The organism is Streptomyces sp. NPDC023541, assembly GCF_055559995.1.
Window position 1 is genome coordinate 509,418 of the sequence record NZ_JBVHJO010000001.1, and the last position, 16,095, is coordinate 525,512.

Below are 16,095 nucleotides of genomic sequence, written 5' to 3' on the forward strand. Positions count from 1 at the left end.
GAACCCTTGTCCGCGGCGACTACCCGGTCAACGGCCGGCCAATCCACCTGCCGCCCCGGACCGCCGGCCGGGGCGGGCCGTGTGCGGCGTCCCGCCAGGGGTAGGCGCCCGACGTACCGGACCGGCCGCACAGCAGCCAGGGAGTCATCATGCCTCGCGGTTCCAGCCCCAAGCGGGAACGCCAGTACGAGCACATCAAGGAGAGCGCCGAAGAGCGCGGCGAGAGCCCGGAGCGGGCCAAGGAGATCGCCGCTCGGACCGTGAACAAGGAACGGGCCCGGGCCGGCGAGTCCGAGACGGCGAGCAGGACCTCGCTGGAGGACATGTCGTCCGCGAAGCGCGGCGGGCTGCACTCCCACAAGGGTGCCCAGGGGCCGACCTACGACCAGCTCTACGAGGAAGCCCGGCGCAAGAACCTCCATGGCCGGTCGTCCATGGACAAGGCCGAGCTCAAGCGGGAGCTGGGCTACTGAGCCCGGCGCACGCCGACGAAGGAGGACACCATGACACGACAGGGGAAGAACCAGGGGCGGGAGCGGACCACCCCGTCACAGGCGCCTGGCGAGAGCGGTGACCGGGAGGCCCGCAGGGAGGCGGACGAGGCCGTCCTGAGCGGTTCGGACGGCGGGGCCGACGGGGAGGCGGACGCCCGTGCCGCGAAGCGGCAGCGTCCGGGCACCGGCCGCGAGGAACAGGTCCGCCCGCACCCCCCGCGGGGCGAGCGCACCGAGCCGGGGGACGACGACCGCTGAGCGGTCCGTTGCCGGGCCCGCGCTGCCCGACAGGATCCGGAAAACACGTCCTGGGGAGTGCCCGCGAAGCAGCGTCGGCCGCCCGGAGTGCGGGCGCCCCCGCAGGCGGGGCTTCGCGGACACACCCTAGGCCGGTCGGCGCATTCGGCGGATGATCGTGCCGCTCCCGGGGTAACCGCACGGCGTGATCACATTCGGCGTCGAAGAGGAATACCTCCTGGTGGACCCGGTGACGGTGCTGCCGGTCCCCGGGGCCGAGTACGTGCGCAGGGCGGCGGGCCTCGGTCCGCTCGTCGAGGACGGCGAGGTGCAGGACGAGCTGCTCCAGGCGCAGGTCGAGGTGGCCACGCCGGTCTGCACGGAGCTGGAGGAGGTGGGCGGGCACCTCCTGCGGCTGCGCCACGCGGTCGCGTCGGCCGCGGAGGAGCACGGCTGCCGGGTCGCCATGGCCGCGGCCGCACCACTCAGGGACACGTCGGCGGTGCCGGTCACCCGCAAGCCGCGGTACCTCAGGATGGAGGGCCAGGCACGGCAGCTGGTGGACGAACAGCTGATCAACGGCATGCACGTCCACGTGGGCGTGCCCGATCCGCAGACCGGCGTCGCGGTGCTGAACCGCATCCGGGTATGGCTTCCCACACTGCTTGCCATGTCGGCCAACTCTCCGCTGTGGGACGGCAAGGACACCGGCTTCGCGAGCTGGCGCACGATCGTCTTCGGCCGCTGGCCGGTGAGCGGCCCGCCACCGTACTTCGACGGGCTCGCCGACTACGAGGAGCGGATCGACGCCCTGGTCGGCTCCGGGGTGATCGCCGACCGGGGCCAGCTGTACTGGCAGGCGCGTCTGTCCGACCGCTTCCCGACCGTCGAGGTGCGGTGCCTGGACGTGCAGTTGCGGGCCGACGACGCGGTGATGCTGGCGGGCCTGGTCCGCGCGCTGGTCTCGGTCGCCCTCGCCGAGGAGAAGGCCGGGGCCGCTCCGGTGCGGTGCCGGCCGGAGCTGCTGCAGGCCGCCAACTGGCACGCGGCCCGGCACGGCCTGAACTCCACCCTGGTCGATCCCGACGGGCGCTGCCGCAGCAGCGGTGACGTGCTGTACTCCCTGCTCGCCCATGTCGCTCCGGCCCTGGCGGAGTCGGGCGACGAGCGCGAGGTGTCGTCCCTCGTCCACCGCCTCCTCCAGGAGGGGACGCCGGCCGACCGGCAGCGGCGCGCCCTCCGGGAGGGCGGCATGCCGGCCCTCAGAAGCCTGATCGTCGGCGACTCCCCCTCCGGCTGACCGGCCGGCCGGGCCCGGGGCCCGGCCCGCCCTCGGTCGGGTCGGGGGCAGGGTGCGTGCCCGGGTCGTGACCGCGTAGGAGCAGGCGGTCAGCAGGACCGTCGCCGCGGCGACGGTCCTGCGCGGACTCGGCCGGATCCCGCGGACGCCGGGGCGAGCGGCCCGCGCCGTGCGATGCTTTGGGCATGACTCTGGAAGACCTGGTGAGGCTGCGCCGCGCCCGGGACGTCATCGACCGCGACTACGCGCAGCCGCTGGACGTTCCGGCGCTCGCGAAGGTCGCCCTGATGTCCCCCGGGCACTTCTCCCGCAGCTTCCGCGCCGCCTTCGGGGAGACCCCGTACAGCTACCTGATGACCCGGCGCGTCGAGCGGGCGAAGGCTCTGCTGCGGCGGGGCGACATGAGCGTGACCGACGTCTGCATCGCCGTCGGGAGCACGTCGCTGGGGTCCTTCAGCTCGCGCTTCACCGAGCTGGTCGGCGAGAGCCCCAGCGCCTACCGGGCCCGCCGGCACGAGGCGGGTGAGGCCATCCCGGCGTGCGTCGCGAAGTTCATGACACGACCGGTCAGGGGTGGTGAACCGATCCGCCGTGAACCGATCAGGAATGGAGAAGCGGAATCGGCGGGCGCCTCGTAGCGTCGGAGCCATGAACATCAACCTCTCGCAGTGCTTCATCGCAGTCGACGACCACGACAAGGCGATCGCCTTCTACCGCGACGTCCTGGGCCTGGAGGTACGCAACGACGTCGGCTTCGAAGGGATGCGCTGGGTGACCGTCGGCTCACCCTCCCAAGACGTCGAGATCGTCCTCGAACCGCCGCTCGCCGACCCCGGCGCCCCCGCCGCGGACCGGCATGCCATGGCTGAACTGCTGGCCAAGGGCATGCTGCGCGGTGTCATCTTCTCCACCGACGACGTCGACGCCACCTTCGAACGCATCCGGGCGGCCGGCGGGGAGGTCATGCAGGAGCCGATCGACCAGCCGTACGGTGTCCGCGACTGCGCCTTCCGCGACCCGGCGGGCAACATGCTCCGTTTCAACCAGCCCCGCAAGCAGTAGGAACCACCCGCCCTGACGGCCCCGGTCACGGCCGCGCCGACCGGCGTGACCGTGACCGGGCCGAGGCCCGCACCATGGATGGAGAGACGTCGAGCATGGCCACGAGGAAGAACACGCAGCCCCCCGCCCGGCACGCCGCCGACAGCCACGACCTGATCCGCGTGCACGGCGCCCGCGTGAACAACCTCAAGGACGTCAGCATCGAGATCCCCAAGCGCCGCCTGACGGTGTTCACCGGCGTCTCCGGCTCGGGCAAGAGCTCGCTGGTCTTCGACACGATCGCCGCCGAGTCGCAGCGGCTGATCAACGAGACGTACAGCGCCTTCGTGCAGGGCTTCATGCCGACGCTGGCACGGCCCGAGGTCGACGTCCTCGACGGCCTGACCACCGCGATCATCGTCGACCAGCAGCGGATGGGCGGCGACCCCCGCTCCACCGTGGGCACCGCCACCGACGCCAACGCGATGCTGCGCATCCTCTTCAGCCGACTCGGCAAGCCCTACATCGGCTCGCCCAAGGCGTTCTCCTTCAACGTCGCCTCCATCAGCGGAGCGGGCGCGGTCACCGTGGAGCGCGGCGGCCAGACCGTCAAGGAGCGCCGCTCCTTCAGCATCACCGGCGGGATGTGCCCGCGCTGCGAGGGCCGGGGCTCGGTCACCGATCTCGACCTGACCCAGCTCTACGACGACTCCAAGTCGCTGAACGACGGCGCGCTCACCGTCCCCGGCTACAAGCCCGGAGGCTGGAGCTACCGGCTCTACAGCGAGTCGGGCCTCTACGACGCCGACAAGCCGATCCGCACGTACACCAAGAGGGAACTGCACGACTTCCTCCACCGCGAGCCGGTCAGGATGAAGATCGCGGGCATCAACATGACCTACGAGGGGCTGGTCCCCCGGATCCAGAAGTCGATGCTGGCCAAGGACCGCGAGTCGATGCAGCCGCACATCCGGGAGTTCGTCGACCGGGCGGTGACCTTCACGACCTGCCCCGACTGCGACGGCACCCGGCTCACCGAGGCGGCCCGGTCGTCGAAGATCAAGGGGGTCAGCATCGCCGACGCGTGCGCGATGCAGATCAGCGACCTGGCCGAATGGGTCGACTCCCTCGACGAGCCCTCGGTGGCACCGCTGCTCGCCACGCTCCACCACACCCTCGCGTCGTTCGTCGAGATCGGGCTCGGCTACCTCTCCCTGGACCGTCCCGCGGGCACGCTCTCCGGCGGCGAGGCGCAGCGCGTGAAGATGATCCGCCACCTCGGTTCCTCGCTCACCGACACCACGTACGTCTTCGACGAGCCCACCACCGGGCTGCACCCGCACGACATCCAGCGCATGAACGGCCTGTTGATGCGGCTTCGGGACAAGGGCAACACGGTGCTCGTCGTGGAGCACAAGCCGGAGACGATCGCCATCGCCGACCACGTCGTCGACCTCGGTCCCGGCGCCGGGACGGCGGGCGGAACCGTCTGCTTCGAGGGCACCGTCGACGGGCTGCGCAGGGGCGGCACCATCACCGGCCGGCATTTCGACGACCGGGCCGCGCTGAAGGAGACGGTGCGCAAGCCGACCGGCGCGCTCGCGATCCGCGGTGCCGCGAAGCACAACCTGCGTGACGTCGACGTGGACATCCCGCTGGGCGTTCTCACCGTCATCACCGGAGTCGCGGGCTCCGGGAAGAGTTCGCTGATCCACGGTTCGATCCCGGCGGGCGAAGGGGTCGTGTCGATCGACCAGGGGGCGATCCGCGGGTCCCGGCGCAGCAACCCGGCGACGTACACCGGTCTGCTCGACCCGGTCCGCAAGGCCTTCGCGAAGGCCCACGGGGTGAAGCCGGCGCTGTTCAGTGCCAACTCCGAAGGCGCCTGCCCCACGTGCAACGGCGCGGGGGTGGTGTACACCGACCTGGCGATGATGGCCGGCGTCGCGACCACCTGCGAGGACTGCGAGGGCAAGCGCTTCCAGGCGTCGGTGCTGGACTACCACCTGGGGGGCCGCGACATCAGCGAGGTGCTCGCGATGCCGGTGACCGAGGCGCTGGAGTTCTTCGGGTCCGGTGAGGCAGCCACGCCGGCCGCGCACCGCATCCTCAGCCGGCTCGCCGATGTCGGGCTGGGCTACGTCAGCCTCGGCCAGCCGCTCACGACGCTGTCCGGCGGCGAGCGGCAGCGGCTGAAGCTGGCCACGCACATGTCCGACAAGGGCGGTGTGTACGTCCTGGACGAGCCGACCACGGGTCTCCACCTCGCCGACGTCGAACAACTGCTCGGCCTGCTCGACCGGCTCGTCGACTCGGGCAAGTCGGTCATCGTCATCGAGCACCACCAGGCGGTCATGGCGCACGCCGACTGGATCGTCGACCTCGGCCCCGGGGCCGGCCACGACGGCGGCCGGATCGTCTTCGAGGGCACGCCCGCCGATCTCGTCGCCGACCGTTCGACCCTCACCGGGGAGCACCTCGCGGCCTACGTGGGCGCCTGACCCCCGCCGTCGGCCCCGCGCGGCCCCGCGCGGCCCCGCGGCCTTTCGGCCGCGGGGCTCGCGGACGCGTACGGGCCGTTGTGATTTCCCGCCAACTCTCCACACTTCCGGACGAGTTGCACTTGCGCTGACTATCTTCTTCGGGGCACATCAGTTCGCCCCAGGAGGTCAGATTGCAGTCCAGGCGCCCCCTCGCGCTCTCTCGTCTCTTACGCCGTTCCCACCTGCTCATAGCCTTCGCCCTCGGCTCCCTGCTGATCGGCCTGACGCCATGGCTCGCGGTCACGAGCACCGCGGCCGGCCGCACCCCGGGACCGCGGGCCGCGCCCGTGCCCACCGACCAGCAGGCGGCGGTACAGTCACCGCACCACGGTGTCGCGCCGGCGAACGCCATGGAACCCGCGGCCCCCGTCCTCGACCGGGCCGGATGGACGGCGACCGCGAGCGACGAGGAGACCACCGGCGAGAACGGCCGCGCCGCCAACGTCCTCGACGGTGACAACAACACCATCTGGCACAGCAAGTGGACTGCTACGGCAGCTCCGCTGCCGCACACGATCACCATCGACATGCACCGCACGGCGGTGGTCTCCGCGCTCGTCTACCGCCCCCGTGCGGGCGGCGCCAACGGGCGCGTCGGCGAATACGCGATCGACGTCAGCGCGGACGGTCAGAACTGGGGCAGCCCCCTCGCCACCGGGACCCTCGCGGACGATGCGACCGCCAAGACCCTCGGATTCGCCCCGACGGGCGCCCGGTTCGTGCGGCTGACGGCGCTGACCGAGGCCGGCAACCGCGGGCCCTGGACCTCCGCCGCCGAGATCGACCTGCTGGGCGACCCCGGCACCCCGGCCGCCACCGTGGACCTGTCCCGGGCGGGGTGGACGGCGACGGCGAGCGACGAGGAGACCACCGGCGAGAACGGCCGCGCCGCCAACGCCCTCGACGGCAACGCCAACACCATCTGGCACAGCAAGTGGTCCGGCACCCCCACTCCGCTGCCGCACAGCATCACCATCGACATGCACCGCACGGCGGTCGTCTCCGCGCTCACCTACCATCCCCGCGGCGACGGGCCCAACGGGCGCGCCGGCGCGTACACCGTCGCGACCAGCACCGACGGCCTCGCCTTCGGCGCCCCGGTGGCCTCCGGCACCTGGCGGGACGACGAAACCGCCAAGACCGCCACCTTCACCCGTGCCGAGCGCGCCCGGTACGTGCGCCTCACCGTGACCAGCGAGGCCGGCGGCCGCGGTCCGTGGACCTCGGCGGGCGAGATACGCCTGAGCGGGCCGGCCAGCCCCGCCGTGCACGGTTCCTGGGGCCGGATCATCGGCTTCCCGCTGGTGCCCGTGGCCACCGCCGCCCTGCCCGGCGACAAGCTCCTCGCGTGGTCGGCGTACGCGGTGGACCGCTTCGGCGGCAGCAGCGGCTACACGCAGACGGCGATCCTGGACCTGAAGACGGGCAAGGTCACCCAGCGCCGCATCGACAACACCGGCCACGACATGTTCTGCCCCGGCATAGCCATGCTGGCCGACGGCCGGGTGCTGGTCACCGGGGGCAGCAACGCGGAGAAGGCCAGCGTCTACGACCCGGCCACCGACTCCTGGTCGGCGACCACCAGCATGAACATCGCCCGCGGCTACCAGGCCATGACCCTGCTCTCCACCGGTGAGGCCTTCGTCCTCGGCGGGTCCTGGAGCGGCAGCGCGAGCACCGACAAGGCCGGCGAGGTCTGGTCGCCGGACACCCGTACGTGGCGCAGGCTCCCCGGCGTCCCCGCCGCGCAGGCGCTGACCGCCGATCCGGCCGGCCCCTACCGCGCCGACAACCACATGTGGCTGCACGCCACTTCGGGCGGCAAGGTCCTGCAGCTGGGTCCGAGCAAGCAGATGAACTGGATCTCGACCAGCGGCCAGGGCGCCGTGACGCCCGCCGGCACCCGGGCCGACAGCCAGGACGCCATGACCGGCAACGCCGTCCCGTACGACATCGGCAAGCTGGTCACACTGGGCGGCTCGCCGGCGTACCAGGACTCCCCCGCCACACGGCGCGCCTACACCGTGGGCATCTCGGGGAGCCAGGTCCAGGCGGCCCGTACCGGGGACATGGAGTACGCCCGCGCGTTCAGCAACAGCGTCGTCCTGCCCGACGGCAAGGTGGCCGTCTTCGGCGGCCAGGCCCACCCGGTGCCGTTCAGCGACGCCACCTCGGTCCTGACCCCCGAGCTCTGGGACCCGGCGACCGGCAGGTTCACCCCGCTCGCCACCATGGCCGTCCCGCGCAACTACCACAGTGTGGCCAACCTGCTGCCGGACGGACGGATCTTCTCCGGCGGCGGCGGCCTGTGCGGCGACTGCGCCACCAACCATCCCGACGGGGCGGTCTTCACGCCGCCCTACCTGCTCAACGCGGACGGGACGCCGAAGCCGAGGCCCGTCATCACCGGGGGCGTGCCCCCGAGGGCGGCTCCCGGCACGTCGCTGACGGTGAGGACCGAGTCGTCCGTGTCGTCGTTCGTCCTGATGCGGGCCGCGGCCGCGACCCATTCCACCGACAACGACCAGCGGCGGGTCCCGCTCGTGTCCACTCCTGCGGGAGCGGGCGCGTACACGGTGTCGATCCCCTCGGACACCGGCGTGGTACTGCCGGGGACGTACATGCTCTTCGCCCTCGACGCCCAAGGGGTGCCGAGCATCGGGCAGTTCGTCACCGTCTCCTGACCGGCAGGCCGCGTCCCGGGCCGGGGCCCGAAGCGGCCGCGCCCGGCCCCCACCCCACCCGCCGTGGCCGGAACACGGCGGGTGGCACGGGTGTTCGGGCGACTCGGCTGCCCGTCCGGTCGTCCACGGGTACGGTTCGCGCATGGACGTTTCCACAACCCGATCGAGTGACAACGACATGGCCCTGTCGGCGGTGGTCAAGGACACCGCCCGCCGCCAGATGAGGGAACTGGGGGCGGCAGGACTGTCCTTGGACGGGGTGGCCCGCGGCAGCGGTCTCCCCGTCACCGATGTGGAAGCCGTCTTCCCGCACCGGGACGACCTGCTGACGGCGCTGGTCATCGACGCCTACGACGCGTCCGGCGCCGCGATGGAGCAGGCCGACCGGGCCGCCGCGGACACCGGTGCGCCGGCGGGCGCCCGGCTGCTCGCGGCGACCCGCGCCCTGCGGCAGTGGTCCTTCGCCCACCCGGCCGAGTTCACGCTGATCTACGGCTCGCCCGTGCCGGGCTACCACGCCCCGCAGGACACCGTGGCGCCCGCCTCGCGCACTCCCGCGGTGCTCGCCGGCATCCTGCGGTCGGCGCTGGAAGGCGGTGAACTGACCCCGCCCCGCCGGACGCGGTCAGGCCCGTCGCTGCTCCGACCGGAAGCCCTGGACCTCTTCGGCGGTGCGCCCCCGGCTCCGTTCTCGGACATCGTCGAACGCGGCATCGCCTTGTGGAGCAGCCTGATCGGGCTGCTGGTGTTCCAGGTCTTCAGCCGTACGCACGACAGCGTCCGCGACGAGGCCGCCTACTTCGACTACGCCGTGGCCGTGACGGCCGAGACCGTCGGACTCGTGGTCCCGCTGGGCGAGGGCGGCCACTGACGTGAACGCGATCCGAACCCTCTGCTTCGCGACAGCGGCGCTCTCCTCCTACGCCGCGCTCTTCTACCGCCTCTCCCAAGCCCGCCGCAGCTGGCGGGACGGCGCCTACCGCGCCCTGATCGCCACCCTGCTGCTCCAGTGCCTCACCTTCACCATGGGCGCCGTCGCCATGGGCGGCGGGAGCTTCCTGGGCGTCGGCAACCTGGCCATCCTGATCATGCACCTGGCCGCCGTCGCCTTCTGCGTCGCCGCGCAGATCATCCTGCTGCGCTGGGCGGCGACGGACGAGGCGGCGGCCCGCGGGACCAGGTACTGGCTGATCACCGGCATCGTCCTGGACGTGCTGCTGACGGCCCTGTTCTTCCTCGCGGACGGCCCCGGCCGGCCGGCCTCGGACTTCGACGGCACCAGCAGGCCGCTGCTCCTGACCTACCTCCTGGTCTTCATCGTGTCCCAGGCGGTTCCGTGCGTGACGATCTACCGCCAGTGCGGCCCGTACGCCCGGATGACGGACAACGCCTCGCTGCGACAGGCCCTGCGGATGCTGTCGGTCGCCGCCGTGGTGCTGTTCCTCTACTGCACGGCCCGTACGGTCAACATCCTGACCGCGGCGGCCGGGGTGGACATCGGCGCCTGGAAACTCGCCTCGAACGTCTTCAGCGCCTCGGGGATCGTGATCCTCTCCCTCAGCCTGATCAACTCCCTCTGGGGGCCGCCCGTTTCACGACTGACGGAGTGGGCCCGCAGCTACCGGTCCTACCGGGCTCTGCACCCGCTCTGGCGGGACCTGTACGAGGCCTCGCCGGACATCGCGCTGGAGCCCCCGGGGCCCTCGGTATCCGACCTCAACTACCGGCTGCACCGCCGGGTGGTCGAAATCCGCGACGGATGGCGGGACTTGAGGCCCTACATCGACCGCGAGACGAACGCGGCCGGCGTTGCGGGCGGGGACACGGCAGGGGAGGCGGGCGCGGAGCTGCGCCAGGCTTTCGCCGAAGCGGCGCAGATCAAGCAGGCCCTGAAGGCGAAGCGGACCGGGATCGTCCCCGACCACAGCAAGGACGCCGGTGACTTCGACGACCGGGACACCGACAACTTCGGAGCGGAAGTCGCCTGGCTCACCCAGGTTGCCGCCGCCTACAGTAAGCTCAGCAAGGCGAGTTGAGAGCTCCCGCCCGGTTTGCATCCCCCGTCAAACCGGGCGGGCTTCTCCCGTTCCCCCGTGTTCCATCGGGCCGGACCGGTGGCTTCCGCCCGGACTGGCCCGGCCCATCCCCCGAGGGCCGGGCCACTCCGATTTCCGCAGCAACACGACCCCGTTTCCCCCGTGAGTCGCGTTAGCTGACAGCTATCGGCGAGACCCAACGTTGGCGGAGTCCAGGCCAATTGTCAACTGACCGCTATTCTGGGAAAGTGACGTATAGCCAAGGGCTATGCCGAGGAGGTGACGGGAGGAAGGTTCACCATGACGGAGACCGAGACCGGGGGCGATGACCGGCCCCTGCTCGCAGTGCGTCTCGACGACCTGTTCAAGACGGTTCGCCCCAAGGGCAAGCACTGGACCAACGCCGAGGTGGCGGAGGAACTGAAGCGGGTCAACCCCGAACTCAAGGTCGGGGGCGTGTACCTGTCGCAGCTGCGCACCGGAAAGCGCTCCAATCCCTCCCCCGACCTCCTCGCCGCCCTCGCCCGCTTCTTCGGCGTCTCGGTCGCCTACTTCTTCGACGACAAGGTCGCCCAGTCGGTCCTCAGTGAGATCGCCGCCATCGAGGCGCTGCGACAGTCCGGGGTCCGCGCCGTGGCGATGCGGGCGGCCGGGATGAAGAAGGAGAACCTCCGGGCCATCACGGCGATCATGGACCAGTACCGGCAGCTGCAGGGCCTCCCGCCCGTCGACGACCCCTCCGGCCCCGAATGAGGGGCGCCAGGAAGGAGCGGTCGGCGGACCAGGACCGCCGCAGTCAGCTCAAGAAGCTCCGGAAGGCCGGTGCGGAGCGGATCGCCGAACTCGACCTGCCGGCGGCGACCGACGTCGCCGAGCTGTGCCGCCACCTCGGCGAGGCGCGGGGCCGCCCGATCATCCTGGTCCCGATGCAGATGCCCTCGTCGCATCCGTGCGGCATGTGGGTCGCCGCCCGCGACGAGGACCTCATCTTCTACGACGCCAACACCACCAGCGCGCATCAGGAGCACATCATCTTGCACGAGCTGGGCCACATCATCTGCTGCCATCGCGGGGCCGGCGGGCTGGACGAGACGGCCGCCCGTCTGCTCTTCCCCAACCTCGACCCCGAACTCGTACGCGACATGCTCCTGCGCGCGGCCTACGACGACGTACAGGAGCAGGAGGCGGAGATCATCGCCTACCTGCTCTCCCAGCGGATGGGCGGCGCGGAGGGGCGGGACGGTGCCACCCCGTCCGGAGAGGCGGCAGCGGCCGGCGACCCCGGGACCAGCGCCATGCTCAGCCGGATCGAACGAACGCTGTTCTGACGATGGCCCGGTCAGGCACCGGCGGACGCCGTCACCTCCTCGGCCACTGCGGCGACCGCCCGGCGGATGTCGTCCTCCCGGTGCTCGCACGTGAGGAAGAACCGCAGTCTCGACAGGCCCTCCTCGACGGCGGGATGGAAGATCGGATCGGCGATCACCCCGCGGGCGAACAGCCGGTCGGCGACGTGCAGGGTGCGCGTCGAGTCGCCGAGGAGGACCGGCACGATCGGGGTGTTCGCACTGGAGCCGGTCGCCAGACCGGCTGCGGCGGCCAGACGGAGGAACAGTGCGGCGTTGCGTCTGAGTGCGCGTACGCGGTGGGGCTCCGCGGCGATCAGCTCGGTGGCGGCCAGGGCCGCGGCCGCGTTGGCCGGGGTGAGTCCCACGCTGTAGACGAAGCCGGGGAGGGTGTGCCGCAGCCACCGGACCGTACGGGCCGTTCCGCCGAGGTAACCACCGCAGCTGGCGAAGGACTTGGAGAGGGTGCCCATCCACAGGTCCACGTCGGACCGGTCTACGCCGAAGAACTCCCCGACGCCACGGCCGTGTTCGCCCACGGTGCCGATGCTGTGCGCCTCGTCGACCATCAGCAGGGCGCCGTACCGCTTCTTCAGCTCGATGACGGCGGGCAGGTCTGCCAGGTCGCCGTCCATGCTGTACGCGCCCTCCACGACGATCAACACCCGGCGGAAGCGGGACCGGTTGAGGCGCAGCAGGTGTTCCAGACCGTCGGCGTCGTTGTGGGCGAACGGACGTCGCGCCGCCCCGGACAGGGCGCAGCCCTGCAGGATGCTGTCGTGGGCCAGCGCGTCGTGCAGGACCAGGTCTCCCGCGCCGACGAGGTGCCCGATCGCGGTGACGTTGGTGGCGTGGCCGCTGACCAGCGTGAGGCAGTCCTCCACGCCGAGGAAATCGGCCAGGGCGCCTTCGAGCCGGACCGTGAGCTCCCGCTCGCCCGAGAGGACGCGGCTCGCGGAGACCGAGGTCCCGTACCGCTCCACGGCCCGGTGGACGGCTTCGTTGACCGCCGGATGGCCCGAGATGCCGAGGTAGTTGTAGCTCCCGAAGGACAGGTACGAGCGGTCGCCGATCACGGTGGTGTCGCGGATGGTGCCCTCGTGGACGCGGAAGTACGGAAAGGCGGCGCCACCGGCGGTGACCGCGCCCAGGCGCTGCTCGAAGACGGCGACTTCCGGGAATGCGTCGACGCTCGCGGCATCGGCGCGCCATTCGGCCGTCCGTGCCCCGTGGGACTGCGGCCGGACGGGGGCGGCCGGCCCCGCGCGGTCCGGATCGAGCAGCGCGATCAGTCCGCCGACGGTGAGTTCGGGTGCGAACAGGTCCTCGGAGCGGAAGCCGGGCGCGTGCTTGCCGATGTTGACCGCCAGTTCCTGGAGCATGAGGGAGTCGAAGCCGAGGCCGGCCACCAGCGTCATGTCCTCGCTGAGGTCCGCGAGGGGGAACACCCCGGTGCGCGACACCTCCGCCAGCACGAGGGACGCGGTGTCCTGGCCGGGAGCGGCGCAAGCGCCGGACACGGCGGGCGCGGCCGGCTCGGCGGGGGCGGCCGGCTCGGCGGGGGCGGCCGGCTCGACCGGTGCGCGTTCGGTCGCGGGGCCCACGGGGAGCTCCGCCACCTCCCGTGCCGCATCGTCCACGACCCAGTGGCGGCGCGGGGCGAGCGGGCTCGGCGGCAGGGTGCACGGCGGTGTGCGTCCGGCCGCGGAGGGTCCGGCGGCCGTCGCCACGGACTCTCCGGCATTCCCGGCCTCCAGCGCCGAGGCCGCCGCGGTCAGCCGGGCGGTGGCGTCGGCGCTGTCCCGCGCCACCAGGGCGAGGCGCTCCGTCAAGGGGGCGCGGCGGGCCAGGGTGTCCGCCACCCGGGCCAGTGGCGGCCCGTCCTCGGCGATGGTCCGCGCCACGTCCCTGGCGTACCGGGCCAGACCGGTCCGGTCCCGGGCGGTGAGGACCAGCTCGTACGGCCCCTCGGCCGGTGCCCGCGCCGCGGGCGGCTCGGGGCACTCCTCCACGACCATGTGGACGCCGGTACCGCCGAAGCCGAAGGCACTCACGCCCGCACGGCGGGGCAGGCCGCTCCCGGACCACGGGACCGGTGCCGTCGCGACGGTCAGCCGCGCGGCGTCGAGGGCGGCGGTGTCGGCGAGGCCGAACTCCGGCTGTGGCGGGATCACACCCCGCTGCACGGCCAGGACCGTCTTGATGAGTCCGGCCAGTCCTGCGGAGTTGAGCGAGTGCCCGACGACCGCCTTGACCGCGCCGAGGTGGGCGGGAGCGGCGTCCGCACCGCGCAGTTCGCCCAGGACCGCGAGCTCGACGGGGTCGCCGACGGTGGTACCGGTGCCGTGCGCCTCCAGGTAGCCCACGGCGCCAGGGGACAGGTCCGCGTCGCGGTAGGCCCGGCGCAGGGCCCTGAGCTGGCCGCCCGCCCGGGGGTGCAGCCCGCCCTGCACGGTTCCGTCGTTGGCCGTGCCCACGCCGCGGATCACCGCGTAGACGCGGTCGCCGGCTGCCCGGGCGTCGGACAGGGGCCGCAGCACCAGGACGCCGGCGCCCTCCCCCAGTACGAAGCCGTCGGCCTCGGCGCCGAAGGGCAGGCATCTGCCGCTGCGCGAGATGGCGCCTATCCGGCACAGCCCCACCAGCAGGTCCGGGGCGAGGATCAGCTGGGCCCCACCGGCGATCGCGATGCGGGAGCGGCCCGCGCGCAGCGCGTGGACCGCGTTGGCGACGGCCATGAGCCCGCCGGAGCACGCCGAGTCCAGGGCGTAGCTCTCGCCGTGCAGGTCGAAGACCGAACTGATGGTGTTGGGTCCCATGTTGAGGAGCAGGCCGGCGACGGACGTACCGTGCAGGCCGTGGACCGCGCGTACGGTCTCCTGCCAGCCGGGGTCCGCCGCCGGGGCTCCGAACTCGCCGCCGGCCAGCTGGCGCATCCGTATCCGCATAGTGCTCAGTTCGCGGTAGCCGCTCTCGGTGAGGGCGGTGATCACCGAGGTCTCCTCGCGGTCGAAGCCGTCGGCCTCCCATCCCGCGTCCTGGATCGCCTCGCGGGCGAGGTCGATGAGCAGCCGGTGCTGGGGGTCCATCGCGGCGGCCCGGCGCGGCGGTATCCCGTAGTGCGCGGCGTCGAAGTGGCCCACGTCCGCAAGCAGCGCCATGGTGTCGGTGTAGGCGGACGAGGTGTCGCGGAAGTCGTCGGTGAGGAAGGCGGCGCTGCGCCAGCGCGAGTCCGGGACGGTGGAGAACTGTGCCCGCGGGGCCGTCAGGAGCCGCCAGTACTCGTTGGGGTTCCGGGCTCCCGGAAACCGGCAGGCCATGCCCACGACCGCTATCGCCTCGCGCTCCTGCAGCGGGGGCCGGGCCCCTGTCACGGAGGTCATCGGGTGGTGGTCGGGTGTGCGCGCCACCAGTCGAGCGTGGCCTTGACCTGTTCGTCGACGGGGGTGGCGCGCACCGCGAACGCGGCCTCGTAGGCGCTCGAATCGACGACGAAGGGACGGTCGAACTGGTAGCGGATCTCTTTGAGTTCGCGCATCAGCGGGGAGAACAGACCCGCGAGGCCGAGTACCGCCGGCGGGATCCTGCGCACCACCGCCGGCCCGGTTCCCGCGCCGGCGGCCAGCAGGTCCGCCATTTCCCTCACGGAGTGCGCGGGTCGGGTCGGGACGTGCCAGGGGCGTCCCCAGGCCCGCTCCTCGCCGGCGACCTCGGCCATCGCCGCCGCCACGTCGGGGAGGTAGGTCCAGCTGTGCGGTGCGTCCGGGTCACCGAGCGTGGAGACCGGCCTGCCGCGCAGCAGCGCCGGCACGACCCGTCCGGCGAGGTGCCCGCCGTCGGTGACGCCGGGGCCGAAGAAGTCGCAGGCCCGCACCTCGACCGCCCTGATGCGGCCCTGTTCGTGCAGTGTCCGCGCCTGTTCCCACGCGGCGGCGCGCACGCGGCCCTTGGGGCCGGTCGCCGCGAGGGGCAGCCCTTCGGTCATGGGGCCGTCCACCGGCCCGTAGCCGTAGAGGTTGCCCAGCATGACCAGGACGGCCCCGGTGGCCTCGGCCGCGGCGCAGGCCGAGGCGGCGAGCGGCGGCCATTCGCGCACCCAGCGGTGGTAGGGCGGCGCGGCACAGTGGTGGATCGCCGTCGCGCCCCGGGCGGCGGCGGTCAGCCGCTCCCGGTCGGCCGCGTCGAGGGCGAGGTGCTCGATCCCCGGTTCCGGGTCTCTGCCCGACCTGGTGACGACGCGTACGGAATGTCCCTGCTCGGCCAGCAAACGGGCGGTGGCGGCGCCCGCGGGCCCGAAACCCATGACGACATGAAGACTCACGGGCGCACAGTAGCGCGAGACCTGATCGATCTCTTACGAGTTTGGCCAGTACAAGACAACCTCTGACATGCGGCGGCCGGGCCCGTCCGCACG

General features: G+C 72.3%; 13 protein-coding genes. 11 read left to right on the plus strand and 2 right to left on the minus strand.

From position 1 onward, the window contains the following. The first annotated feature begins 149 nt into the window (after nucleotides 1-149). From ACZ3X1_RS02415 to ACZ3X1_RS02465, 11 genes are all read left to right on the plus strand, one after another. Nucleotides 150-473: a plasmid stabilization protein gene (locus tag ACZ3X1_RS02415; RefSeq protein ID WP_356813272.1), complete on the plus strand. Its 324-nt coding sequence runs from the start codon at nucleotides 150-152 to the stop codon at nucleotides 471-473. Between the two features lie 30 nt (nucleotides 474-503). Continuing rightward, the gene (locus ACZ3X1_RS02420; protein ID WP_467275785.1) at nucleotides 504-752 is read left to right on the plus strand and encodes a hypothetical protein; all 249 of its coding nucleotides are present in this window, start codon (nucleotides 504-506) and stop codon (nucleotides 750-752) included. Nucleotides 753-936: 184 nt separating this feature from the next. Then, the gene (locus ACZ3X1_RS02425) at nucleotides 937-2,031 is read left to right on the plus strand and encodes a carboxylate-amine ligase (protein WP_356813270.1); all 1,095 of its coding nucleotides are present in this window, start codon (nucleotides 937-939) and stop codon (nucleotides 2,029-2,031) included. 185 nt (nucleotides 2,032-2,216) lie between these two features. Continuing rightward, on the plus strand, nucleotides 2,217-2,669 hold the full coding sequence (locus tag ACZ3X1_RS02430) for a helix-turn-helix transcriptional regulator (RefSeq protein WP_362622058.1): 453 nt from the start codon (nucleotides 2,217-2,219) through the stop codon (nucleotides 2,667-2,669). 10 nt (nucleotides 2,670-2,679) lie between these two features. Continuing rightward, on the plus strand, nucleotides 2,680-3,093 hold the full coding sequence (locus ACZ3X1_RS02435; protein WP_467275789.1) for a VOC family protein: 414 nt from the start codon (nucleotides 2,680-2,682) through the stop codon (nucleotides 3,091-3,093). 95 nt (nucleotides 3,094-3,188) lie between these two features. Further along, on the plus strand, nucleotides 3,189-5,573 hold the full coding sequence (locus ACZ3X1_RS02440) for an ATP-binding cassette domain-containing protein (RefSeq protein WP_467275792.1): 2,385 nt from the start codon (nucleotides 3,189-3,191) through the stop codon (nucleotides 5,571-5,573). 173 nt (nucleotides 5,574-5,746) lie between these two features. After that, on the plus strand, nucleotides 5,747-8,299 hold the full coding sequence (locus ACZ3X1_RS02445; RefSeq protein ID WP_467275793.1) for a discoidin domain-containing protein: 2,553 nt from the start codon (nucleotides 5,747-5,749) through the stop codon (nucleotides 8,297-8,299). Nucleotides 8,300-8,441: 142 nt separating this feature from the next. Next, complete coding sequence (locus tag ACZ3X1_RS02450) at nucleotides 8,442-9,170, plus strand: TetR-like C-terminal domain-containing protein (RefSeq protein ID WP_467275795.1); 729 nt, start codon at nucleotides 8,442-8,444, stop codon at nucleotides 9,168-9,170. Nucleotide 9,171: 1 nt separating this feature from the next. Then, nucleotides 9,172-10,335, plus strand: a complete 1,164-nt coding sequence (locus ACZ3X1_RS02455; protein WP_467275797.1) for an MAB_1171c family putative transporter — start codon at nucleotides 9,172-9,174, stop codon at nucleotides 10,333-10,335. Nucleotides 10,336-10,635: 300 nt separating this feature from the next. Then, nucleotides 10,636-11,088: a helix-turn-helix domain-containing protein gene (locus ACZ3X1_RS02460; RefSeq protein WP_362622075.1), complete on the plus strand. Its 453-nt coding sequence runs from the start codon at nucleotides 10,636-10,638 to the stop codon at nucleotides 11,086-11,088. After that, nucleotides 11,085-11,663, plus strand: coding sequence for a toxin (locus ACZ3X1_RS02465; RefSeq protein WP_356813262.1), 579 nt, complete (start codon nucleotides 11,085-11,087; stop codon nucleotides 11,661-11,663). Before ACZ3X1_RS02460 ends, ACZ3X1_RS02465 begins: the two co-directional genes overlap by 4 nt. A gap of 11 nt (nucleotides 11,664-11,674) precedes the next feature. Here the strand turns inward: ACZ3X1_RS02465 and ACZ3X1_RS02470 are convergent, their stop codons facing one another. Both ACZ3X1_RS02470 and ACZ3X1_RS02475 read right to left on the minus strand, forming a co-directional pair. Continuing rightward, complete coding sequence (locus ACZ3X1_RS02470; protein WP_467276287.1) at nucleotides 11,675-15,064, minus strand: aminotransferase class I/II-fold pyridoxal phosphate-dependent enzyme; 3,390 nt, start codon at nucleotides 15,062-15,064, stop codon at nucleotides 11,675-11,677. Next, nucleotides 15,061-16,002, minus strand: coding sequence for an NAD-dependent epimerase/dehydratase family protein (locus tag ACZ3X1_RS02475; RefSeq protein ID WP_356813261.1), 942 nt, complete (start codon nucleotides 16,000-16,002; stop codon nucleotides 15,061-15,063). The genes ACZ3X1_RS02470 and ACZ3X1_RS02475 overlap by 4 nt, the downstream gene beginning before the upstream one ends. Nucleotides 16,003-16,095 lie beyond the last annotated feature (93 nt).